Genomic DNA, 22,083 nt, shown 5'->3' with positions numbered 1-22,083 from the left:
ATGGCAAAGGCGCTGCTTCCGTTTTCCTTTGCGCGGGATCAGGGCGTGGTGCTGGACGCGGGGCGGGTGTTGCTTGGCCCTGCGGCCACGCGCACCGGCCTGCTTGAGGCGCGGCGGCGCAGTGGCGACGCGGCGCTTGAGGTTGAGCGGCTGGAGCAGGAGGCATTCGCCGCCCTGCTGTCGCGGCTTTATTCCGATCAGGGGCAAAGCGGGCAGAATGGCGCGCCCGACGATGACGAAGCGGTGTTCGATCTGGAAGACGCGCAGGGCGGCGAGGCTGTCGTCGATCTGCTGGAGGACAGCACCGAGGCGCCGGTCATTCATCTGGTCAACGGTCTGATCCGTCGCACGGTGCAATCGCGCGGTTCGGATCTGCATATCGAACCCCATGAGGGCGGCCTGCGCGCCCGGATGCGGATTGACGGGGTATTGCAGACGGTAATGGATCGCGGCGATGTGCCGGTGCGCCGGGTTGTGTCGCGGCTCAAGGTGATGGCGCAGCTTGATATTGCCGAAACGCGGCTGCCACAGGATGGGCGGATTACGGTGCGTCTTGGCGGGCGGGCAATTGATCTGCGGGTGTCGACCCTGCCGGGCAATTACGGCGAACGGGTGGTGATGCGGATTCTCGACCGCTCCGAAGGGTTGCTGCCCCTGGCCGATCTGGGGCTTCCTGCCAGCCAGATCACGGCGTTGGAGCGGCTGGCGGCGCGGCCCAACGGCATTATCCTTGCCACCGGCGCCACGGGCAGCGGCAAAACGACGACGCTGTATTCCCTGCTGAAACTCGCCAACCGGGCCGAGCGGAATATCGTCACCGTCGAAGACCCCATTGAATTTGATCTTGAGGGTATTTCCCAAAGCCAGATCAACGCGGGTATCGGCATGACATTCGCCGCCGGTCTGCGCGCCACCCTGCGGCAAGACCCTGACGTGATCCTTGTGGGGGAAATCCGCGATGGCGAAACCGCCAGTGTCGCGGCACAGGCAGCGCTGACCGGGCATCTGGTGTTTTCCTCGCTGCACACCAATTCCACCCTTGGGGCCATCACCCGCCTGCGCGATCTGGGGCTTGAGGATTACCTGATCGGCACCACCTTGCAGGGGGTGATTGCGCAGCGTCTGTTGCGGCAGTTGTGCGACCACTGCAAGGTTTTCGGCACCCCCGGCGATGAAGACGCCGCCCTGTTCCGCGCGGCGGATTTGCCGGTGCCGGATCGGGTTTGCGATGCGGTGGGCTGCGATCATTGCCGCGATACAGGCATGGCGGGGCGGTTCGGGGTGTTCGAAATTCTCGAAATCACGCCCGCGCTGCGCAATGGGATTACCGAGGGCGACTCCGAGATCGCCCTGCGCGCCCACGCGGGCGATGGGGCGCCCCTGCGCGATCTGGCGCTTTTGGCGGTGGCTGAGGGGCGCACGTCGGTTGCCGAGGTGCGGCGTGTGCTGGGGGATGCGTTGTGAGGGCGTGGACCTATATCGCCTATTCCGACAGTGGCAAGCGCGCCAAGGGCGTGATTGTCGCCGCGACCGAGGCACAGGCCACCGCCGATCTGCGCGCGAGGGGGTTATTCACCGAAACCCTGACCGCCAAGGCCGATGCTACGCCCGCGCGCCGCTGGCGGCTGGGCCAGCGCGGGCCAAATGCCGACATGCGCGCGGTGTTCCTGCGCCAACTTGCCGTGATGCTAGAGGCGGGTCTGACCGTGGAACAGGCGCTTGAGGCGATTGCCCAATCCGACACCAGCCCGCAGATCGAGGCGCTCGCCTCGCAAACCCGCGCCGGATTGATGAGCGGTTACACATTGGCCGACAGTCTGACCCGCGCACAGGCGGGGTATCCGGCCTATTGTCTCTGCGCCCTTCAGGCGGGCGAAGAGGCGGGGCGGCTGGTGCAGGTCACCGGCACCTTGGCCGATTACATCGAAACCCTGCGCGCCGAACAGACCGGGTTGGCGACGGTGCTGATTTATCCGGCCTTCGTGGCCTCGGTTGCCATTCTGGTTGCCGGGGTTCTGTTGCGCACCGTGGCACCGGAACTGGCCCGGCTTTACGAAAGCACCGACCAACCCCTGCCGCAACTGACCCGGGTGATGATGGGGGTCAGCGATGCCATTTTCGCCAGTTGGCCGTTTATCATTGCCGGTCTGCTGGCCATGGGTGCGGCGTTCGTCTTTGGGTTGCGCCGTCCGGCGTTTCGCGACCGCTGGCACCGGTTTGTTCTGCGTCTGCCCTTGTTGGGGCGTTTCAAACGGCTGGCCGGGGCGGCGCAATATCTGCGCACCCTTGCGGTTCTGGTGCAAAGCAAACAACCCATCGTGCCGGGGATGCAAAGCGCCTGCGCGGTTCTGGACGTTGCCGATTTCCGCGCCCAGGCCGAAGCCGCAGCCACCGCCGTGCAGCGTGGCCAGACCCTGTCGCAAAGTATCGCCATCATGGGGTTCATCCCCGCCGTATCGCGGCAGTTGATCGGCGCGGGCGAGGCCTCGGGGCGGTTGGGCCATATGACCGACCGGGCGGCGGCGATGGTGGAAAACACCCTGACCAACGAACGCAAGCGGGTGGCGGCCCTGATCGAACCCCTGCTGATGGTTTTGATCGGTGGCATGGTTCTGACCATTGTTCTGGCGGTGCTGTTGCCGATCTTTGACCTTCAGGCCGCAATCGCACCCTAGGCCGCGCAGGGGCGGTAAAATTCAACACTTGCAAGATGCGCAACTCACTGCGTCTACTGTGGATCGGAGCAAATCCAAAGGATTGCCGGACGCTGATCGGGCATCCTGAAAGGTGGGCCGGAACATCGCGAACACCGATGGCGATGCGCACCGGAACGACAATGAAACCGAAACGGGAGGAACGACAATGAAACGATATTTCCAAAGCGCAGCAATAATTTCACTGCTTGCCGGGCTGGGATCCGTGGCCAGCGCCGAGGGCTATACCCTGGGCATTTCCAACACCGTTCAGGGCAACGGTTGGCGCGAAGAAATGGTCTGTGCGATGAAGGCGCAGGCACTGGACAGCGGCGAAGTTGATTCGCTCAACATCGCCCACCGCAACACCGATGCCGCCGGTCAGCTTGAGGATATCCGCAATCTGGTCGAGGCAGGCGTCGATGCCATCGTGCTGAACCCCTCCAATTCCGAGGGCGTGAATTCCGCCATCGAAGAGGCGATCGCCAAGGGTATCGTTGTGGTCGCTGTCGATCAGGCCGTAACCGCCGAGGGCGCCTATATCCTGTCCAACAACCAGGAAGAATACGCCTATCTGGGCGCCAAGTGGCTGTTTGAACAGGTCGGCGGTGCAGGTGACATCGTGTATATGCGCGGCGCTGCCGGGGCAGGGGCCGATAACGACCGCGATACCGGGTTCAAACGGGCGCTGGCCGAATTCCCCGACATCAACATCGTTCACGAGGTCTTCACCAACTGGCAGCAGGATCAGGGCAAACAGCAGATCCTTGATTATCTGGCCACCGGCCTGCCCGTTGACGGGGTCTGGACCAGCGGCATCGACAACGTGATCGTCGACGCCTTTGTCGAATCCGACGCGCCACTGGTGCCGATTGTCGGTGCCGATAACGCCGGTTTCGTCGGGCAGCTTGCCACGGTTGATGGTCTGGTGGGCGCGGCGGTGACGAACCCCGGTTCGATCGGTGGTGCGGGTGTGACGCTGGCGTTGCAGATCCTTGATGGGAAAATGCCCGACAGCCACACGGTGCTGGTCGATCCGGCGATCTGGGCCAACAATGATCCGGCGGGCATGGCCCTGATCGAAGCGGCGCAGAACCCCAACCTTGACCCGGAATGGCCGGTCAGCGTGTCGATCCCGGGTTGGACGACCTATTCCATGGACGAAATCATCGCCTGCAAAGGCCCGGGCGAGTGATTTAGGACGGCCCCGGTGCAAACCGGGGCCACCGACCATCTGACACGAACCAAATGACGGGCACAGGCATGAATGACCCGACCGGGGAAACGCCCCTGCTTTCGGCGCAGGGCGTGAAGAAACATTTTGGCGCGGTGATCGCCCTGCGCGATGCATCGCTGACCCTGCGCAAGGGTGAAATCGTTGCGCTGATGGGGGCGAACGGCGCGGGCAAATCGACCTTTGTGAAAATCCTGACAGGGGCCTTGCGCCCCGATGGCGGCGCCATTCACATCAAGGGGCAGGCACGGATTGCCCGATCCCCCGCCGATGCCCGGCGTGCCGGGTTGATGCCGGTCTATCAGGAACCCTCGCTTATTCCCGATCTGGATGTGGCCGACAACCTGCGCCTTGGGGCCACCCCGGTTGAACCGTTCCGCCACTGGGTGGATCAACTGGGCATCACCGGTTTGCGGCTGGACGATATGATCGGCCATCTGCCCCTTGCCACCCTGCGCATCCTTGATCTGGCCCGTGCCCTGGCCAGCGAACCCGAGGTGCTGATGCTGGACGAAATGACCGCCGCCTTGCCCACCAATCTGGTGGAACGGGTGTTGCAGGTGGTGCGCGCCCAGGCTGATGCCGGGCAATCGGTGATCTATATCTCGCACCGTTTCACCGAGATTTCCGAACTGTGCGACCGGGCCACGGTGCTGCGCGATGGCGCAACTGTGGGCGATCTGCCGATCGAGCCGGGGGTCGAGGAACGCGTGGTCGAACTGATGCTGGGCGCGGCCCTTGGGGCCGGTCGCGGCGCGGGGGCCGAGGTGACCAGCGCCATTCCCGAAGGCCCGCCGCGCCTGCGGGTGCGTGGCCTTGCGGCGGGAACCAAACTTGCCGATGTGTCGCTTGATCTGCACAAGGGCGAGGTTCTGGGCGTGGTCGCGCTGGAGGGGCAGGGGCAGGACGAATTGTTCGATGCCCTGGCCGGGGTGCGCCGCCCCTCGGGTGGCACCATCGAGATTGACGGCAAGGCCGTCACATTCCGCCACCCCGCCGATGCCATTGCCGCCGGTCACACCTTTGTGCCGGGGGACCGGGCCGACGGGTTGTTCATGCAACGCTCGGTGCGCGAAAACATCGCGGTGCCACTGGTGGCGCGGATGCGCAAATGGGGCGCGATCCCGATGAAGGACGAGGCGCGCCGCGTCGATGACGCCATCGCGCAGCTTCAGATCGACACCCGCGCCATGGGCGAGGTGCAGCGCCTGTCGGGGGGCAACCAACAAAAGGTGACCATCGGGCGCTGGATCGCCACCGGGGTGAATACCCTTTTGTTGTTCGATCCGACCCGGGGCATTGATGTACGCACCAAGCGCCAGATTTACCAACTGGTGCGCAAACTGGCCGATGAGGGGGCGTCGATTTTGTTCTATACATCCGAGTTGGGCGAGGTGCCCATGGCCTGTGACCGCGCCGTCGTTATCTTTAATGGCCGCGTTGTCGATGTGATCGAGGCGGCGGATGCCGACGAACCCACCCTGCTGCGCGCCGCCTATGGCCTGCCCGCCGAAGAAGAGTTGCCCGCATGAACCGGTTTATTGCCAAACACGGCTGGGTTCTGGGCCTGTGTGTGTTCCTTGCGCTGCTGTTCGTGCTGACCCGGATGATTCAGCCTGATTTCGGGGTTTCCGGGCTGGATTCCCTTGGCCGTGCCACACTGCCCTTTGCCTTTGCCACGGCGGCGATGGCCGTAGTGGTGATCGCGGGGGGGATCGACCTGTCGGTCGCCTCGATGATGGCGGTGGCGGGGGTCAGCGCGGCGGTGTTGATGGATGGCGCGGGGGATGGTGGCACGGTGATGGCGGTGATTGCCGTACTGCTGATCGGGCTGGTGATGGGGGCGATCAACGGCGCTGCCATCGTGTTCACCCGGGTGCCTGACATCGTTGTCACCCTTGCCATGCTGTACGTTTGGGAAGGTGTGGCGCTGTTGATCCTGAACGCGCCGGGGGGTGGGGCCACGCCGTGGTTGCGCGCCCTGATCGTGGGCCATGTGATTTTCCCGTGGTTGCCCAAGTCGGTTGTTTTTCTGGTGATCTGCCTTGCCGTGGTCTGGGTGCCTTTGCGCCGCTCGAAACTGGGCCTGTCGATCTATGCCATCGGCAGCGATGAACTGGCCGCTTATCGTTCCGGCGTTGCGGTGGGGCGCACGCGGATACTGGCCTATGCGATCTGCGGGTTGCTGTCGGCCATGGGCGGGCTGACCCTGACCATGTCTACCGGCATCGGCGAGCCCATTCCCGGCCCCTATCTGATGGCCAGTGTCGCCGCCGTGGTGCTGGGCGGCGTGGTTCTGGGGGCGGGCGCGGCGCGCTGCTGGGACCGATCATCGCGGTGTTCATCCTGCGCCTTGTGCGGATGGATCTGACGCTGGCATCGGTTGACCCGAATGTGACAACCATTGTCGAAGGCACGATCATGGTGGTCGTCGTGATGCTGGGTGCGGTGCTGGCCGTGAAAGGACGCAAGACATGACAAGTGAACGTGAAACCGCCCCGTTCCTGACCCGGCTGGGCAGGTTCCTGGGCGATTATCCGATCATTCCGCTGATCGTTTTGCTGTTTGCCCTGATCGGCGTGCTGGAATTCATGCGCCCCGGCATTTTCAACGAACGCTGGATCGCCAACACGGTGAAATTCGCCATTCCGTTGGCCATGCTGGCGGCCTGTCAGACCCTGACCATGCTGACCGGCGGGATTGATCTGTCGGCGGCTGTGGCCGCCACGATCACCGCCTTTGTCATGGCCACGCAGGTGCCGATTGTCGGGGTGCCGCTGGCCATTATGATCGGGCTGTTGCCGGCCATTGCCATCGGGTTGGTCAACGGGTTTGGCGTGGCGGTGTGCCGGGTGCATCCTTTGATCATGACGCTCGGCACCGGGTTGATCGGCACCGGTTGTTTGCAGGTCTATCAGCGGTTTGTCATCGCCACCGGGTCGGTCGTGCCGGACAGCCTGTCGTGGCTTGGCACCGGGCGCACATGGGGCTGGCCCAATTCATTGCTGCTGTTCGTGCCCTTTGCCGTGCTGATCATCTGGGCGCAAAAGCGCACGGGGTTTGGCCGACTGCTCTATGCGCTGGGGTCAAACGAAACGGCGGCGCGGATTTCGGGGGTGCGGGGATGGCAGGTTTATCTGGCGCTTTATGCCCTGTCCGGGGTGATCGCCGGGGTCAGCGGGCTGCTCTATGTGGGGTTGATCAAGGCGCCGTCGCTGTCGCTGGTCAGTCCCTTGATGTTGCCCTCGGTGGCGGCGGCGGTGATTGGCGGCACGTCGATCTTTGGCGGACGGGGCGGATATTCCGGCACCATCGTGGGTGCGCTGATCCTCACCGTTCTTGGCACGCTTCTGACCCTGCTGCAAATGCCCGAGGGCGCGCGGCGCATCCTGTTTGGCCTGATCATTCTGGCCGTGACCACGATTTACATCAGACTGACCGATCAGAGATAGGAGGCTGTCATGGCGAAATGGCGCATTGCGGGCATCAATTTCGATCACATGCACATGGGCGATCTGCTGCGTCTTGTGCAGGATCACCCCGACGCCGAGATTGCCGGGATCTACGACCCGGACCCGGCCCGCATGGCGGATGCGATCGAAACCTTCGCCATCCCGCCGGACCGGGTGTTTACCGATCTTGACGCCTGCATGATCACGGCCAAGCCCGACCTTGCCATCCTTTGCGCCGCCACGGCGGATCACGCGGATTATACCGAACGTCTGGCGCGCCATGGTGTGCATATCATGGTGGAAAAACCCTTTGCCGGGTCGGTTGCCGATGCCCGGCGGATGATCGCCGCCATGGAAGGAACAGGCAAACATCTGGCCATCAACTGGCCCCTTGCCTGGGTCGAAAGCCATGTGACCGCGAAACGCCTGATTGACGAGGGCGTGATCGGTGAGCTGACCGAGGTGCATTTTTACGATGGCAACCGTGGCCCGCTGTATCATCTGGCCGACAAGGTTTCGGTCTCGCCCGAAGAGGTGGAGCGCCAGAAGCCGGATTCCTGGTGGTATAAAAAGGCGTCGGGCGGGGGCAGCTTGCTCGATTATCTTGGCTATGGCGCGACCCTTGGCACCTGGTACATGGACGGGCGCGTGCCGCTGGAAGTGACCAGCGTGATTGATGAAACCCCGGGAATCGAGGTGGATCAGCATTCGATCACCATTTGCCGCTATGCTCATGGGCTGTCGAAAATGGAAACCCGCTGGGGCACCTTTACCGATCCCTGGACAACCCAGCCCCAGCCCACCTGTGGTTTTGTCTTTGTCGGGCGCGATGGCACGATCGCCAGCGCCGATTACGCCGATCACGTCACGGTGCAGACCCGGGCGCGCGCTGAGGTCACATCGGTGCCCGCCGACGCCCTGCCCGAAGGGCGGCGCAACGCGGTGGAATATGTGCTGAATTGTCTGGAGCGTGGCGAAGACATCACCGGCCCGCTGAATGCGGCCCTTTCCCTCGACGCCCAGCGGATCGTCGATACCGCCCTGCGTTCGGCCCATGAAAAACGCACGCTGGAGCTGCTGCCATGAGCGAGCCTCGACGCCGATACCTATGCCCTGAAAACCACCGATGTGCCGGTGATTGCCGCGCCTGATCTGGCCTATCAACCGCCCATGCCCCGCGCCTATCGCCCCCGGATCGGGGTGATCGGGGCCGGGGGAATCGTGAGCGCCCATCTTGATGCCTATCGCACCGCCGGCTGGGATGTGGCGGCGATCTGTAACCGCACCCGCGACAAGGCGGCGGCAAAAGCGGCCGAGTTTTACCCCGACGCCCGGGTCAGCGATGATGCCGCCGACATTCTGAACGACCCGACAATCGACGTGGTCGACATCACCCCCCACCCCGCCGACCGGGTGCCGCTGATCGAACGGGCCTTGCTGGCGGGCAAACATGTTCTGTCGCAAAAACCTTTTGTGCTTGATCTGGATGTGGGCGACCGGCTGGTCGCGCTGGCCGATGAACGGGGGCTGAAGCTGGCCATCAACCAGAATGGCCGTTGGTCGCCCCATATGGCATGGATGCGCGCGGCGGTGCGCGGCGGGCTGATCGGTGATCCGGTGGGCTGTCATTGTTCGCTGCACTGGGATCACCGCTGGATCACCGGCACGCCGTTTGAAGAAATCGAAGATCTGATGCTCTATGATTTCGGCATCCACTGGTTTGATTTCATCACCAGCCTGACGCCCGGGCGCGTGCGGTCGGTGTTTGCCACGGCGGTCAGGGCAACCGGGCAGGGCGCAAAAATTCCGCTGGCCGCACAGGTGCTGATCGAACTGGACGGCGGGCAGGCGTCGCTGGTGTTTGATGGGGCCACGCGTTTTGGTGCCGATGATGCCACCTTTATCGCCGGGACAAAGGGCAGCCTGCACAGCACCGGCCCCGATCTGGGGGTGCAAAGGGTGACGTTGACCACGGCCGACGGTGCCGCAACGCCCGATCTGCAAGGCACATGGTTCAACGACGGGTTTCGCGGCGCTATGGGGGCGCTGTTGGTCGCCATCGAAGATAACGCCGAACCCGAGAACGGCGCGCGCGAAAACCTCGACAGTCTCGCGCTGGGGTTTGCCGCGATCCGGTCGCGCCGCATCGGACAGCCGGTAAAGGTGGGCGACGCCCGGCGGCTTGAGAGTTGAGGAAGGGAAAGACATGATCCGTGTTCTGATTGTCGGGGTGGGCAACATGGGGCTGTCCCATGCCCTGGCCCATCACCATAACCCCGAGAGCGAAATCGTGGGCATCGTCAACCGTTCGGGGCGTGCCTTGCCCGACGAACTGGCCGGCTATCCGGGGTTTACCGGTTTTGACGAGGGGTTGAAAACCAACCCCGATCTGGTGGTGATCGCCACCTATTCCGACGCCCACGCGGCGCAATCCATCGCGGCGATGGAACAGGGCGCCCATGTGTTCGTCGAAAAACCTCTGGCGGCGACGATTGCCGATGCACAGGCGGTGGTCGACACCGCCACCCGCCTGAACCGCAAGCTGATGGTCGGTTACATCCTGCGCCATCACCCGTCATGGATGCGCCTGATTGCCGAGGCCCGGTCATTGGGCGGGCCATATGTGTTTCGCATGAACCTGAACCAGCAATCCAGCCGCGCGGAATGGGAGGTGCACAAGGCGCTGATGCAATCCACCTCGCCCATTGTCGATTGCGGGGTGCATTACGTCGATGTCATGTGCCAGATCACCGATGCCGCGCCGGTGCGGGTGCAGGGGGTTGGCCTGCGCCTGAGCGATGAGATTCCCGAAACCATGTATAATTACGGCCAGTTGCAGGTGGCGTTCGCTGATGGGTCGGTCGGCTGGTACGAGGCAGGCTGGGGGCCGATGATGTCGCAGACCGCGTTCTTTGTGAAAGACGTGATCAGCCCCCATGGTGCCGTGTCGATCACCGATGCCGACAAGGGCGATTCCGCCGATATTGACGGCCACACCAAGGTGGGCGGGCTGTTGGTGCATCGCATGGACGGCGACGAGATGATCGCCCTGCCTGATGAGCCGGGCCATCAGGGATTATGCGACGCGGAACAGGCGGCGATGATCGCGGCGATCCGCGACGATCACGACCTGACCCGCCACATGGGCGATGCCCTGTCATCGCTGCGGATTTGCCTGATGGCGGATGAAAGCATCCGAACCGGGCGGGTGATTGAATTATAGGGGAAAGACCCATGGATCTGACCTTGCAAGGCAAAACGCTGTTGATCACCGGCGCAACCCAGGGGGTCGGCGCCGAAATCGCCCATGAGGCGGCGCGCCGGGGGGCCGCGGCCATTGCCGTGGTCGGGCGCAGCCGTAAGACGGGCGAAGAGGTGGCGCGCGCCCTGTGCGAAACCGGCTGTGCCGCGCAATTCTTTGCCGCCGATCTGGGGCAGGCGGGGGCGCCGCAAGACCTGTTTCAGCGGGTGCTGGATTGGCGCGGGGTGGTTCACGGGCTGGTCAACGGCGCGGGGATCACCACCCGCGCGTCGATGCTCGACGGAAACGATGCCGATTGGGACAGCCTGTTCGCCCTGAACGCCCGCGCGCCCTATTTCCTGATGCAGGCGTTTATTGCCCATCGTCTGGCGGTGGGCGAACCGGGCGCGGTGGTCAATATTCAGTCGATCAATGCCCATTGCGGCGCGCCCGATCTGGCAATCTATTCGGCGTCAAAGGGGGCGCTGGCAACGCTGACCAGAAACGCGGCCAACGCCCATCTGGCCGACCGGATCAGGGTGAATGGCGTGAACATGGGGTGGTCGCCCACGCCGGGCGAAATGGTGATGCAGGCGCAAACCCTGAACAAGGGCGAAGGCTGGCTGCGCGATGCGGCCGAGGGGCAACCCCTGAAACGCCTGTTGCAACCCGCCGAGGTGGCGCGGCTGGTGGTTTATCTGCTCAGCGATTATTCGGGGCTGCAAACCGGCACCTGCATTGATCTGGAACAGCGGGTGATCGGCGCACCATGACCGGCGCCGGGGATTTTCAGGGATTGGTGGCCTATCTGTCATCGGACACCCTGAAACTTTCGCCCCGGTTGCGGCAGGTGGCGCAATTCGTGCTGAACAACCCCGAAGACGTGGCGATTTACAACATTGTCGAACTGGCGCGCATGGCCGGTGTGCCCACATCAACCCTGACCCGGTTCACCAAGGAAATCGGGTTTGCGGGCTTTGCCGAGCTTCAGGCCGTGTTCCGCCAGCGTCTTCTTGGGCCGCGGATGCCATACGCCGACCGCCTGAATGTTGTGTCTGCATCCGAGGGTGACGTGCCCGATCTGGACAATCCCGATGCGGTTTTCGATGCCTTTGTCCGCTCGGGCATCGACACGCTGATCCGCCTTCAGGAAGATACAGACCGCACCGCATTGCGCGGGTTCGTCGATGCCATCGCGGCGGCGGATACGGTGCATATCATCGCGGCGCGGGGGGCGTTCGGGGTTGGGGCCTATTGTTTTTACGGGCTGTCGCAGGTGGGGGTGCGGGCCAGTCTGATTGACAATGCCGGGTCGATGCGCGCCGCGCAGATGCGGTTTATCCGCCCCGAGGATGCGGTGATCGCCATCACCTTTGACGATTACACCCCCGAAACCGTCACCGCCGCCCGACAGGTGGTGGCCCGGGGCCATTGCCTGTTGGCGATTACCGATAACGAGCTGAGCCCGATTGCCGGGATCGGCGCGCAAACCCTTTATGTGCGCGAGGCGCGGCTGGGGCATTTCCGGTCGCAAATTCCGGCCATGGCCCTGTGTCAGTCGATCATCGTCAGCGCCGGCCGGCGGATTGATCGCACCCCCGCCAGCGGGGCCGGGCATGAGTGACAGTATTTTACCAACATTTATATTTATGAAAATATCCTTGCAACTCAGGGGTGGTGGGCGCAGGATTTTCCAAGGGGGATCCGATGATGGGCAACAGATTCGACATTGATTTCACTGGCCGCCGGGTGCTGGTGATCGGGGCCAGCCGCGCCGGGATCGGCGCCGCGATTGCCCGGGCGTTTCAGGATCGCGGTGCCGAGGTGGTGATCACCGGGGTTGAACCCGCCCCCGACCCGCAGGACCGCGACAGGTTTACCTATCATCAGCTTGACGTGACCGACGGCGATGCCATTGCCGCGCTGGCCGCCACAACCGACAGCCTTGACGTGTTGGTGAATTGCGCCGCGATCACCTCGCGCGGGCAAGAGATGGACCCGGCGTTCTTTTCCCATGTGGTGGATGTAAACCTGCACGGATCGTTCCGTTGCGCCTTGGCCTTTCGCGACCAACTGGCGGCATCACAGGGCGCTGTGATCAACATCGCGTCGATGTATGCCAATTTCGGCAGTCCGAAAAACCCCGCCTATGGGGCCAGCAAGGCGGCGGTCGTGCAACTGACCAAATCCCTGGCCGTGGCCTGGGCGGGGGATGGTATTCGGGTGAATGCGGTTGCGCCCGGGTTCATCATCACCGAACAATCCGCCAAAAGCCGGACCGACCCGGCCCATGTGGCCGCCGTTGCGGCCCGTACCCCCATGGGCCGCTGGGGCGAACCGGGTGATATTGCCGGGACGGTCCTGTTCCTGGCCTCGCCTCTGGCGGGGTTCATGACCGGGGCCTGTCTTGCGGTTGACGGGGGTATTCGGTTGGGTGACCATGCTTTGACAGAAAAGGAAATTTGATGAGCGATTTCAAAAAGATCGGCGTTGCCGTGATCGGGACCGGGTTCATCGGCGGCGTTCATCTGGGCGCTTTGCGGCGGTTGGGCGTGGATGTTCGCGGGGTTCTGGGGTCAAGCCCCGAACGGGGGCAGGCGGGCGCGCAGGCGATGGGTGTCGCCCATGCCTATGACAGCCTTGATGCGCTGTTGGGTGATGACGGGGTGCAGGTGGTGCATGTCACCTCGCCCAACCATGCCCACTATCCACAGGTCAAGGCAATTCTGGCGGCGGGCAAACATGTGATCTGCGAAAAGCCCCTGTCGCTGACGGCGGCGGAATCGGGCGAACTGGTGCAGATCGCGCGCGGCAGCGGATGCATTGCCGCCGTCTGTTACAACATCCGGTTTTACCCCCTGAACCAGCAGGCCCATGAAATGGTGCGCGACGGCGATCTGGGGGATATCAGGTTTGTCACCGGCCATTACCATCAGGATTGGCTGGCGAAAGACACCGATTGGAACTGGCGGCTGGAAACCGATCAGGGGGGCGCGCTACGCTCGGTCGGGGATATCGGCACCCACTGGATTGACCTGATGCAATTCATCACTGGAATGAAGGCCGAGGCGGTGTTTGCCGATCTGAAAACCTTTATCCCCCAGCGCCAGAAACCCACCGGCCCGGTTGCCACCTTTTCCGCCGCCGCTGGCGATACCAAACCGCGCGAGATTGCCACCGACGATGCGGCGATGATCATGCTGCGGTTTCCGAACGGCGGGCGCGGTGTGATGTCGACCAGTCAGGTAAACATGGGGCGCAAGAATTCGCTGTGCTGGGATGTTGCCGGGTCAAACGGCTCGGCGGCGTGGGATTCCGAAACCCCCGATCATCTGTGGCTGGGCCACCGCGATGCGCCGAACCAGATCATGCAGCGGGATGCGGCGATGATGAAACCGATCGCGGCCCGCACCGCCGCCCTGCCCGGTGGCCATGTCGAGGGGTTTGGCGATACGTTTCTGGCGCTGTTCCGGCAGGTTTATGGTGATGTCATCACAGGCGCACGGTCGGCGGATCTCGACCTATGCGAGCTTTGAGGATGGCGATTATGAAATGCGGTTCTGCGACGCGGTGCTGGAAAGCAACGCGCGCGGATGCTGGGTTGAGATTGGCCGCGGCTGACAGGAAGGAATGACAAGATGAAACTGGGAATTCTTACGGCACCTTTCGGTGATACGCCCCTGATGGATGTGGCCGATTGGGCCGCTGCGGATGGATTTTCGGCGCTGGAAATCGCCTGCTGGCCGGCCTCGGGCGGCGAGGCGCGCCGTTATGCCGGGACGTCGCACATTGATGTGGACGGCCTGAGCCAAAGCGCGGGTCAGGACATCATGGATGCCTTGGCTGACAAGGGCGTCGCGGTGTCGGGCCTTGGCTATTATCCCAACCCCCTGCACGCGGATGCCGCACAGCGCGACATGGTGCTGGGCCATCTGAACAAGCTGATCGATGCAGCCAGCGTGATGGGCGTGGGGGTGGTCAACACCTTTGTGGGCGGTGATCGCAGCCTGAGCCTTGATGAAAACTGGGCGCGGGCACAACAGATTTTTCCCGAAACACTCGCCCATGCCCGCGATATGGGCGTGACACTGGCCTTTGAAAACTGTCCGATGCTGTTCAGCGGCGATGAATGGCCCGGCGGGCATAACATTGCCTATTCCCCGAAAATCTGGCGGCGTATTTTCGATGAATGGGGCGATGCGGTGGGCATGAATTTCGACCCCTCGCACTTGGTCTGGCAAATGATTGACCAGGGCCGGTTCATCCGCGAATTCGGCGGTCGCATGGCCCATGTCCACGCCAAGGATGTGATGATCGACCGGGATGGGCTCTATGAAAATGGCGTGATGTCGGTGGGCATGGGGTGGCAGGTGCCACGGATGCCGGGGCTGGGCGATGTGAACTGGTCACAGTTCTTTGCCGAACTCTATCGCGCCGGATATGACGGGCCGGTGATCATCGAACATGAGGATCGCGATTTCGAGGGAACGGACGACAAGGTAAAACGTGGGTTCCGGTTGGCCCGGGACGTTCTTTCGCCCTTCATCAAATAGCCGGCGCACCGTGCGGCGCGGCCCCCGCGCCGTCCGGTAAGATTTATTGACCACAGGCGTGATCTTTGTGGTCTGGCATCTTGGCATATGCCGGGGGAATAACCATGTGGTGATTGTTACGGTTGGTGTTTGTGTGTTGGCCCTTCCCGTTCACTGGGGCGGTTTGCGCTGTCCCGCACAACACCCGCCCGCCTGCCGGAGGCCCCATGACGACACCGACCCCTGCCAAATCTTCGCTGCGGTATTTCCGCGGCCCCTTCATTGTAACGATCTTGGGTCTGATGTTGGGGGCATGGGTTGGCTGGGCCTTTACCGGCACTGTGTCGGGGATGCTGTCGGTGCTGTTTATCTGCACCATTCTGGCGGTTCTGGAAATTTCGCTCAGTTTTGACAATGCCATTGTGAATGCCAATAAGCTTCGGCATATGACACCGGTTTGGCAGCACCGTTTCCTGACCTGGGGCATTGTGATCGCGGTGTTCGGGATGCGGATCATTTTCCCCCTGGCCGTGGTGGTGATTGCCGCCCATGTCAGCCCGATCGAGGCGGTGCGTCTGGCGATCACGGACCCGCAGCATTATGCGGCGATGATGAAGGGGGCGCAGCTTTCGATTTCGGCGTTTGGCGGCACGTTCCTGATGATGGTTGCGCTTGGCTATTTCTTTGACCCCGAAAAGGATCTGCACTGGCTTGGCCCGGTTGAACGGCGCTGCGTTGGCTGGTCGTCGATCCGGGGATCGAAATCACCATCGTTCTGGCGCTGGTTCTGGCGTTTTCGCATTTTCTGCCCGATCACAAATCAATGCCATTCATTGTTGCCGCCCTTTACGGGTTGATGACATTTCTGGCGGTCGAGGTGCTGGGCCGGCTTTTGGATCGCAAGGATGTGGTTGATGGTGTTGCCAAGGGCGGTCTTGGCGCGTTCCTGTATCTCGAAGTGCTGGACGCCAGTTTTTCCTTTGACGGTGTGATCGGGGCCTTTGCCCTGTCGCAAAACCTGTTCGTGATCGCCATCGGGCTGGGGATCGGTGCGATGTATGTCCGGTCGATGACAATCATGTTGGTGGAAAAGGGCACGCTGGTCGAATACCGTTTTCTGGAACACGGGGCCTTTTATGCGATCCTGTTGTTGTCGGTGATCATGTACGTTCATACGGTCATGCACATTCCCGAAATCATCACCGGTCTGGGTGGCGTCGTCCTGATCGGGCTGGCCTTTCGATCGTCGCTCAGGGCGGGAGACGAACCGGACCAGGCCGATGAGTTGCAGGGCGCACAGGCTGGCAATGTTTCGCGATAACCTGCGGGGCATGCATAGGGGCCCCGTCATATGAGCGGACCGGTGGCCCTGATTACGGGTGCGGGGCGCGGCATCGGGCTGGCCACGGCCCGGGCGCTGGCGGGCGAAGGGTTTGCGGTGGCGCTGAACAATGCGGCGCAGGATGATGCCCTTTTGGCGGCGGTTGATGAGATGCGCAATGCCGGGGCAAAGGTATGTGCCGCGCCGTTCGACGTGGCCGATCCGGGCGCCCACGACGGGGCGCTTGAGGCCATCGAATCTGCCCTTGGCCCCGTGACCACCCTTGTGAACAACGCAGGTGTCGGCGTGATCCAGCGCGGCGATCTTCTGGAGGTAAGCGAGGCCAGCTATGACCGCTGCATGGCGGTAAACGCGAGGGGCTGTTCTTTCTCTCGCAGGCATTCGCACGCCGGGCAATCGTCCGGGCGACGCGCAACCCCGCGCTGTTCCACGCCATCGTCAACATCACCTCGGCCAATGCCGGGGCGGTGGCGGTCGAGCGGGCGGAATATTGCGCCTCGAAGGCGGCGGCGGGGATGATCTCGCAGGCGTTCGCCGTGCGGCTGGGGGCAGAAGGGATTGCCGTTTATGATATACGCCCCGGATTGATTGAAACCCATATGACAGCGCCGGTCATTGACAGTTATGCCAGACGGGCCAAAGACGGGCTGACCCTGCTGCCGCGTGTCGGACAGCCCGCCGAAATCGGCGCGATTGTCGCGACCCTGGCCACGGGCAAGCTGCCCTATACCACCGGACAGGTGATCGCCGCCGACGGCGGGCTGTTGGTGCAGCGGTTTTAGGACATTGATGGCCATTCCACCGCGCCAACGCTAGGCTGGCGTGAATGTTGGGGTGACGGGCCATGGCAAAAGCGATTGTTCTGGGCGCATACGGGTTGATCGGAGCGGCCTGTGCCCGCGCGTTGCGCGATGCCGGGTTTCATGTGGTCGGGATTGGCCGGTCGGAACGCGCGGCCATGGCCAGCGCCCCCGATGGCGATTGGCTGATCCGCGATATTCCCGCGATCACCGTCGCGGAATGGCGGGGCATCTTGACCGGTGCCGATGTGGTCATCAACGCTTCGGGGGCTTTGCAGGATGGCGGGCGCGACAATCTGGCGGCGATCCATGTCAGCGCGCCGGAGCGGCTGGTTGCCGGGATCGGCGATCTGCCCATCCGGTTGGTTCATATTTCGGCGGCAGGTGTTTCAACCGATGCCAGTACCACGTTTTTTCGCACCAAGGCGCGCGGCGATGCCATTGTTGCGGGGGCGCGCGATTGGGTGATCCTGCGCCCCGCGCTGGTTCTGGCGCCCGAGGCCTATGGCGGTACGGCGGTGTTGCGGGCGATGGCGGCGCTGCCCTTTGTGTTGCCGCAGGTTTTTCCCGATGCGCAGGTTCAGACCGTTTTCGTCGGGGACGTGGCCGATGCGGTCGTTGCGGCGGCCATGGGGCAGGTGCCATCTGGCACCACCGCCGATCTGTGCGAACCAGAGGCGCGGGCATTTCCAGAGCTGGCCGCCACCATGCGCCGTTGGCTGGGCCTGCCGGCGCCAAAGTTTCGCCCAAAGCTGCCCGGTTTCTGCCCGAGGCTGGCAGGGCAGGGGGCGGATATGCTTGGCTATCTCGGGTGGCGATCACCCCTGCGCACCAACGCATTGCGCGCGCTTGGCGATGGTATTCGCGGTGATCCGGCAATGTGGAACAGTATCGGTGGCCGTCCCTGCCGCAGCCTTGATGAAACCCTTGCCCGCCTTCCCGCCACCCGGCAAGAGCGGATTTTTGCCCGGTTTTATCTGGCGCTGCCCCTGGCCATCGCCACGCTGGCGCTGTTCTGGTGCCTGTCGGGGCTGATTGCGCTGTGTGATGTGGGGCGGGCCGTGGAATTGTTGGTGGCGCGGGGTTTTTCGGTCGGGCTTGGCCGGGGCATCGTCGTGGGCGGCGCCCTGTGCGATATTGCGCTGGGGCTGGCGATCCTGTGGCGGGGCTGGGTGAAACCCGCCGCGCTGGGGATGATGGCGCTGTCGACCGCCTATCTGATCGGGGGTGCGTTCGTGGCGCCGGATTTATGGAGCGACCCTTTGGGCCCGATGGTCAAGGTCTTGCCAGCCATGGCGCTGGCCGGGTTGGTGTGGATGGTGATGGAAGAACGATGAGCCATGAACTGCTGCTTTATGCCCATGTGATTGGCGCCATTGTTCTGTTGGGCACCGGGGCGGGTATCGCCTTTTTCATGGTGGTTTCGCATCAAAGCGGCGATCCCCGCCTGATTGCCCATGTGGCCGGAATTGTCGTGCTGGCCGATATGCTGTTCACCGCGCTGGCGGTGGTGGCGCAACCGATCACCGGCTTTTTTCTGGCGCGCATGGCGGGCTGGCCCCTGACCGAAGGCTGGCTGGCCCTGTCCATCGGGTTGTATGTGCTGACCGGCACGTTCTGGTTTCCGGTGGTGTTCATGCAGATGCGGATGCGCGATCTGGCTGCGGCGGCGCGCGACACAGGAACCGCGCTGCCGCATGCGTATCACCGGCTTTATCGCTGGTGGTTCGCCTTTGGCTGTCCGGCCTTTGCAGCTGTGATGGCGGTCCTGTGGCTGATGCTGAATAAGCCGGTGCTGTAGTTTCGCCCCCCGTCCGGGCGCTGCCGCGCAGATGCCTCCCTGCGCCGAATATCCGGTTATCGGCAATCGGTGCCGCAAAATCGGCATGGTCGGTGGAAATGGCCGCACAGGAAAATGGGGTGGCAAAGCCTTTGTGCAATGACGCGTCCTGTCGTTTTCTCAACGGATCGGCGTGACGTTTCTGCGTTTCGGATACGCATTCCCGCCTGGTTGGTAAGGTAAGCCGGGCATCGCGATGCCTTGCCTTGACGAACGCACCGACCGGTTGGTATGTAAATATCCATGGCAGAGAATCATACATTCCAGGTGGCCCCCAAACCCGATGCCCGCGCAAAGTTGTTGAATGCGGCTTTGACGGTGATCCGCGCCAAAGGATATGCGGCAACCTCAGTTGGCGCGTTGTGCGCCGCCGCTGGCGTGACCAAGGGCGCGTTCTTTCACCACTTCAAAAGCAAGGATCATCTGGCGGTTGCCGCCGCCGGCCATTGGTCAGAAATAACCGGCGCCCTGTTCGCGCAGGCCCCCTATCACGACCACGCGGATCCGCTGGACCGGATCATCGGCTATCTGGAATTTCGCAAGGCGCTTTTGCAGGGGGAGGTGGCAGAGTTCACCTGCCTTGTGGGAACAATGTTGCAGGAAACCTATGACACCGCCCCCGACATCCGCGCCGCCTGTGCGCACAGCATTTGCGACCACGCGGCGACGCTGGAAGATGACATAAGCGCGGCGATGGCGGCACGACCGACCGGGGCAGGGTGGGATGCCGCATCCCTTGCGCTGCATACGCAGGCGGTTCTTCAGGGCGCGTTCATCCTGGCCAAGGCCACGGGCAGCGCCGCAGTCGCGGGCGACAGCGTCGATCACCTGATCCGCTATGTCAGATTACTGTTCAACGCAGACACCGATCAACCGTTTCATCCAGCAGGAGTTCACGCCATGAGTGCAGAAAAGATCACCGTTCAAACCAATGTTGCGGCCCCGATTGCCAAGGTCTGGGCGGCCTATACGACCCCTGATGATATCAAACGGTGGAACACCGCATCCGAGGATTGGCACACCACGACGGCAACGGTGGACCTGCGCGAAGGCGGCGCGTTCTCGTCACGAATGGAGGCGAAGGACGGCAGTATGGGGTTTGACTTTGCCGGAACCTACACGAAAATCGAACCGCACAGCTTGATTGAATACACCTTTGGGGATCGGTCCGGGCGGGTCGATTTCATTCCCGGGGCAGAGGGCGTCACGGTGCGGGTCACTTTCGAGGCCGAACCCGAAAACCCGATCGAACAGCAGCGCGCCGGATGGCAGGCGATCCTTGATAATTTTGCCCGTCATGTCGGCGCGGCGTAACCGTGAAAGGAATAGTAAAATGAAACCGATCACGCCCAACCTTTGGTTTGATGGCAATGCCGAGGACGCGGCCGTCTTTTATACCGGGCTGTTTCCTGACAGCCGGATCGACAGCCGCATGGCGGCACCCGCCGACAACCCTTCGGCGGTGAAGGGCGATACACTGGTCGTTGAATTCACGCTTAACGGTCAGAAATTCGTCGGAATCAACGGTGGCCCCGCTTACCGCTTTTCCGAGGCCGTGTCCTTTGCGATCGAGTGCGACAGCCAGGCCGACGTTGACCGGTATTGGGATGCGCTCACCGCTGACGGTGGCGCACCCGGCCCCTGTGGGTGGTGCAAGGATCGGTTTGGCCTGTCCTGGCAGGTGGTTCCCCGGCGTTTGAAAGAGCTTCTTTCCGCCGAAGACAGCCCCACAGCGGAACGTGCGGCGCAAGCCATGTACCAGATGACAAAAATCGACATCGCCACGCTGGAGGCCGCAGCAGCATCGGCGCCGCCTAGCTGAAATTTGATCCTTCCACGCGCGGGCGCTTGACCGAATCGCGAAATGTTACTAGTTGGTAGCATGTCTACCAGTTGGTAGTATTTGGGAGGATTACATGAAAAATAAAGTTACCACGTCGCTTGCCGCTCTGGGTTTGCTTGCAACCGTGCCCATGGCCGCGCTGGCCGATGGTGCCGCCACATGGCAGCCGGACCGCCCGATCAACATCATCGTGCCATGGTCTGCCGGTGGGTCGACCGATCAGGTGACCCGCGTTGTCGCCCCGATTCTGGCCGAGGCCCTTGGCACCGACGTTGTTGTCGTCAATCAGCCGGGTGCGTCGGGCGCAATCGGCACCAAGGCGGCGCTGGATGCCCCGCGCGATGGCTATACCTGGACGGCAAACGCCGTGGCCAACAACGCCACCTATGCCGTGACCGGCCTTGTCGAGGGCACCTCGATCGAGGATTATGAAATCTACCTCAGCGTGGCCAACGTGCCGGTTGTCAGCGTGAATGCCGACAGCGAATACACCGATTTCGGGCAGCTTCTTGAGGCGATGAAAACCAGCGGCGTGACGGTCGGCACTGCCGGCGTCAATTCGTCGGGCGGTATGGCTCTGGCGGCGATCGGCGAGGCGGCCGAGGGCGCCCTGGCCGCGCGCATGGTCACCTATGACGGCGGCGCGCCTGCCGTGATGGCAGCGGCCAGCGGCGAAGTGGCGGTGACCACCCAGCTTGCCGTGGAACAGACCGAAATGATCCGCGCCGGCCGGCTGCGGGCGCTGACGGTTCTGGCCGATCAGCCCCTGAACGTGGAAGGGATCGACCCGATTCCGCCGATCACCGAATTCATGCCGCATTTCAAGGTTGCCGCAGATTACTTTGGCATTCTGATCCCCACCGGCGCCCCGGACGAGGTCTATGCGACCGTTGAAAAGATCTGGAACGAAAAGGTGGCCACCTCGCCCGAGCTTCAGACCTATGCCAAGGATCGCGGTGCGGTCTTTGCGCCTGCGGCTGGTGCTGCGGCCCTTGAAAAGGCAATGCCCGTCATCGTGTCCGAGGCCTGCGCCCGCGTGATCCGTGGCGAAGCGGTGGTTGATCCTTCGACCATCGGCATCACCTGCCCGGCTGAATAAAGCCTGT

Annotated in this window: 19 protein-coding genes and 3 pseudogenes; all 22 read left to right on the top strand. The window is 62.8% G+C overall.

What is annotated here, in order from left to right:
- Nucleotides 1–1,464, top strand: coding sequence for a GspE/PulE family protein (locus AC0L7P_RS21520; RefSeq protein ID WP_473436156.1), 1,464 nt, complete (start codon nucleotides 1–3; stop codon nucleotides 1,462–1,464).
- The gene (locus tag AC0L7P_RS21515; protein ID WP_473436155.1) at nucleotides 1,461–2,675 is read left to right on the top strand and encodes a type II secretion system F family protein; all 1,215 of its coding nucleotides are present in this window, start codon (nucleotides 1,461–1,463) and stop codon (nucleotides 2,673–2,675) included. The genes AC0L7P_RS21520 and AC0L7P_RS21515 overlap by 4 nt, the downstream gene beginning before the upstream one ends.
- Before the next feature lie 187 nt (nucleotides 2,676–2,862).
- Entirely contained in the window at nucleotides 2,863–3,888 is a 1,026-nt protein-coding gene (locus AC0L7P_RS21510; RefSeq protein ID WP_473436154.1) for an ABC transporter substrate-binding protein, read from the top strand.
- Nucleotides 3,889–3,956: 68 nt separating this feature from the next.
- Complete coding sequence (locus AC0L7P_RS21505; RefSeq protein ID WP_473436153.1) at nucleotides 3,957–5,459, top strand: sugar ABC transporter ATP-binding protein; 1,503 nt, start codon at nucleotides 3,957–3,959, stop codon at nucleotides 5,457–5,459.
- Entirely contained in the window at nucleotides 5,456–6,298 is an 843-nt protein-coding gene (locus tag AC0L7P_RS21500) for an ABC transporter permease (protein ID WP_473436152.1), read from the top strand. Before AC0L7P_RS21505 ends, AC0L7P_RS21500 begins: the two co-directional genes overlap by 4 nt.
- A 103-nt stretch (nucleotides 6,299–6,401) precedes the next feature.
- Complete coding sequence (locus AC0L7P_RS21495) at nucleotides 6,402–7,379, top strand: ABC transporter permease (RefSeq protein WP_473436151.1); 978 nt, start codon at nucleotides 6,402–6,404, stop codon at nucleotides 7,377–7,379.
- 9 nt (nucleotides 7,380–7,388) lie between these two features.
- A complete protein-coding gene (locus tag AC0L7P_RS21490) occupies nucleotides 7,389–8,465 on the top strand; it encodes a Gfo/Idh/MocA family protein (protein WP_473436150.1) in 1,077 nt (358 codons plus the stop codon).
- Between the two features lie 48 nt (nucleotides 8,466–8,513).
- Nucleotides 8,514–9,572: a Gfo/Idh/MocA family protein gene (locus tag AC0L7P_RS21485; RefSeq protein ID WP_473436149.1), complete on the top strand. Its 1,059-nt coding sequence runs from the start codon at nucleotides 8,514–8,516 to the stop codon at nucleotides 9,570–9,572.
- Between the two features lie 13 nt (nucleotides 9,573–9,585).
- Nucleotides 9,586–10,602 (top strand): Gfo/Idh/MocA family protein, encoded by a 1,017-nt coding sequence (locus AC0L7P_RS21480; protein WP_473436148.1) that lies wholly within the window; start codon nucleotides 9,586–9,588, stop codon nucleotides 10,600–10,602.
- A gap of 11 nt (nucleotides 10,603–10,613) precedes the next feature.
- Nucleotides 10,614–11,393, top strand: a complete 780-nt coding sequence (locus AC0L7P_RS21475) for an SDR family oxidoreductase (RefSeq protein ID WP_473436147.1) — start codon at nucleotides 10,614–10,616, stop codon at nucleotides 11,391–11,393.
- A complete protein-coding gene (locus AC0L7P_RS21470) occupies nucleotides 11,390–12,244 on the top strand; it encodes a MurR/RpiR family transcriptional regulator (RefSeq protein WP_473436146.1) in 855 nt (284 codons plus the stop codon). The genes AC0L7P_RS21475 and AC0L7P_RS21470 overlap by 4 nt, the downstream gene beginning before the upstream one ends.
- Nucleotides 12,245–12,327: 83 nt before the next feature.
- A complete protein-coding gene (locus AC0L7P_RS21465; RefSeq protein WP_473436145.1) occupies nucleotides 12,328–13,086 on the top strand; it encodes an SDR family NAD(P)-dependent oxidoreductase in 759 nt (252 codons plus the stop codon).
- Nucleotides 13,086–14,156, top strand: a complete 1,071-nt coding sequence (locus AC0L7P_RS21460; protein WP_473436144.1) for a Gfo/Idh/MocA family protein — start codon at nucleotides 13,086–13,088, stop codon at nucleotides 14,154–14,156. Before AC0L7P_RS21465 ends, AC0L7P_RS21460 begins: the two co-directional genes overlap by 1 nt.
- A 102-nt stretch (nucleotides 14,157–14,258) precedes the next feature.
- Nucleotides 14,259–15,173, top strand: coding sequence for a sugar phosphate isomerase/epimerase family protein (locus tag AC0L7P_RS21455; RefSeq protein ID WP_473436143.1), 915 nt, complete (start codon nucleotides 14,259–14,261; stop codon nucleotides 15,171–15,173).
- A 206-nt stretch (nucleotides 15,174–15,379) separates the two neighbouring features.
- Nucleotides 15,380–16,473 (top strand): annotated as a pseudogene (locus AC0L7P_RS21450) (DUF475 domain-containing protein).
- Nucleotides 16,474–16,503: 30 nt separating this feature from the next.
- A pseudogene (locus AC0L7P_RS21445) lies at nucleotides 16,504–17,276 on the top strand (3-ketoacyl-ACP reductase).
- Between the two features lie 62 nt (nucleotides 17,277–17,338).
- Nucleotides 17,339–18,631 carry an SDR family oxidoreductase gene (locus AC0L7P_RS21440; protein WP_473436142.1) on the top strand — a complete coding sequence of 431 codons (1,293 nt, stop codon included), beginning with the start codon at nucleotides 17,339–17,341 and terminating at the stop codon, nucleotides 18,629–18,631.
- Nucleotides 18,628–19,095, top strand: a complete 468-nt coding sequence (locus AC0L7P_RS21435; RefSeq protein ID WP_473436141.1) for a DUF2269 family protein — start codon at nucleotides 18,628–18,630, stop codon at nucleotides 19,093–19,095. Before AC0L7P_RS21440 ends, AC0L7P_RS21435 begins: the two co-directional genes overlap by 4 nt.
- A gap of 282 nt (nucleotides 19,096–19,377) precedes the next feature.
- Nucleotides 19,378–19,935 (top strand): annotated as a pseudogene (locus AC0L7P_RS21430) (TetR/AcrR family transcriptional regulator); the annotation flags it as partial.
- A 99-nt stretch (nucleotides 19,936–20,034) separates the two neighbouring features.
- A complete protein-coding gene (locus tag AC0L7P_RS21425; RefSeq protein WP_473436241.1) occupies nucleotides 20,035–20,448 on the top strand; it encodes an SRPBCC family protein in 414 nt (137 codons plus the stop codon).
- Between the two features lie 19 nt (nucleotides 20,449–20,467).
- Nucleotides 20,468–20,956: a VOC family protein gene (locus AC0L7P_RS21420; RefSeq protein ID WP_473436140.1), complete on the top strand. Its 489-nt coding sequence runs from the start codon at nucleotides 20,468–20,470 to the stop codon at nucleotides 20,954–20,956.
- A gap of 94 nt (nucleotides 20,957–21,050) precedes the next feature.
- Nucleotides 21,051–22,076, top strand: coding sequence for a Bug family tripartite tricarboxylate transporter substrate binding protein (locus tag AC0L7P_RS21415; protein WP_473436139.1), 1,026 nt, complete (start codon nucleotides 21,051–21,053; stop codon nucleotides 22,074–22,076).
- Nucleotides 22,077–22,083 lie beyond the last annotated feature (7 nt).

The organism is Oceaniglobus sp. K40-3 (assembly GCF_055808395.1).
The sequence above is the reverse complement of the archived record's forward strand: the minus strand, read 5'-3'. Positions and strand labels throughout refer to the sequence as shown.

Excerpts from the sequence above, each read along its gene's own strand:
- AC0L7P_RS21500 (WP_473436152.1), top strand. The coding sequence starts at position 5,456 with ATGAACCGGTTTATTGCCAAACACGGCTGGGTTCTGGGCCTGTGTGTG.
- AC0L7P_RS21420 (WP_473436140.1), top strand. The coding sequence starts at position 20,468 with ATGAAACCGATCACGCCCAACCTTTGGTTTGATGGCAATGCCGAGGAC.
- AC0L7P_RS21470 (WP_473436146.1), top strand. The coding sequence starts at position 11,390 with ATGACCGGCGCCGGGGATTTTCAGGGATTGGTGGCCTATCTGTCATCG.
- AC0L7P_RS21475 (WP_473436147.1), top strand. The coding sequence starts at position 10,614 with ATGGATCTGACCTTGCAAGGCAAAACGCTGTTGATCACCGGCGCAACC.
- AC0L7P_RS21440 (WP_473436142.1), top strand. The coding sequence starts at position 17,339 with ATGGCAAAAGCGATTGTTCTGGGCGCATACGGGTTGATCGGAGCGGCC.
- AC0L7P_RS21455 (WP_473436143.1), top strand. The coding sequence starts at position 14,259 with ATGAAACTGGGAATTCTTACGGCACCTTTCGGTGATACGCCCCTGATG.
- AC0L7P_RS21480 (WP_473436148.1), top strand. The coding sequence starts at position 9,586 with ATGATCCGTGTTCTGATTGTCGGGGTGGGCAACATGGGGCTGTCCCAT.
- AC0L7P_RS21460 (WP_473436144.1), top strand. The coding sequence starts at position 13,086 with ATGAGCGATTTCAAAAAGATCGGCGTTGCCGTGATCGGGACCGGGTTC.
- AC0L7P_RS21465 (WP_473436145.1), top strand. The coding sequence starts at position 12,328 with ATGATGGGCAACAGATTCGACATTGATTTCACTGGCCGCCGGGTGCTG.
- AC0L7P_RS21490 (WP_473436150.1), top strand. The coding sequence starts at position 7,389 with ATGGCGAAATGGCGCATTGCGGGCATCAATTTCGATCACATGCACATG.
- AC0L7P_RS21435 (WP_473436141.1), top strand. The coding sequence starts at position 18,628 with ATGAGCCATGAACTGCTGCTTTATGCCCATGTGATTGGCGCCATTGTT.
- AC0L7P_RS21495 (WP_473436151.1), top strand. The coding sequence starts at position 6,402 with ATGACAAGTGAACGTGAAACCGCCCCGTTCCTGACCCGGCTGGGCAGG.
- AC0L7P_RS21520 (WP_473436156.1), top strand. The coding sequence starts at position 1 with ATGGCAAAGGCGCTGCTTCCGTTTTCCTTTGCGCGGGATCAGGGCGTG.
- AC0L7P_RS21510 (WP_473436154.1), top strand. The coding sequence starts at position 2,863 with ATGAAACGATATTTCCAAAGCGCAGCAATAATTTCACTGCTTGCCGGG.
- AC0L7P_RS21425 (WP_473436241.1), top strand. The coding sequence starts at position 20,035 with ATGAGTGCAGAAAAGATCACCGTTCAAACCAATGTTGCGGCCCCGATT.
- AC0L7P_RS21415 (WP_473436139.1), top strand. The coding sequence starts at position 21,051 with ATGAAAAATAAAGTTACCACGTCGCTTGCCGCTCTGGGTTTGCTTGCA.
- AC0L7P_RS21505 (WP_473436153.1), top strand. The coding sequence starts at position 3,957 with ATGAATGACCCGACCGGGGAAACGCCCCTGCTTTCGGCGCAGGGCGTG.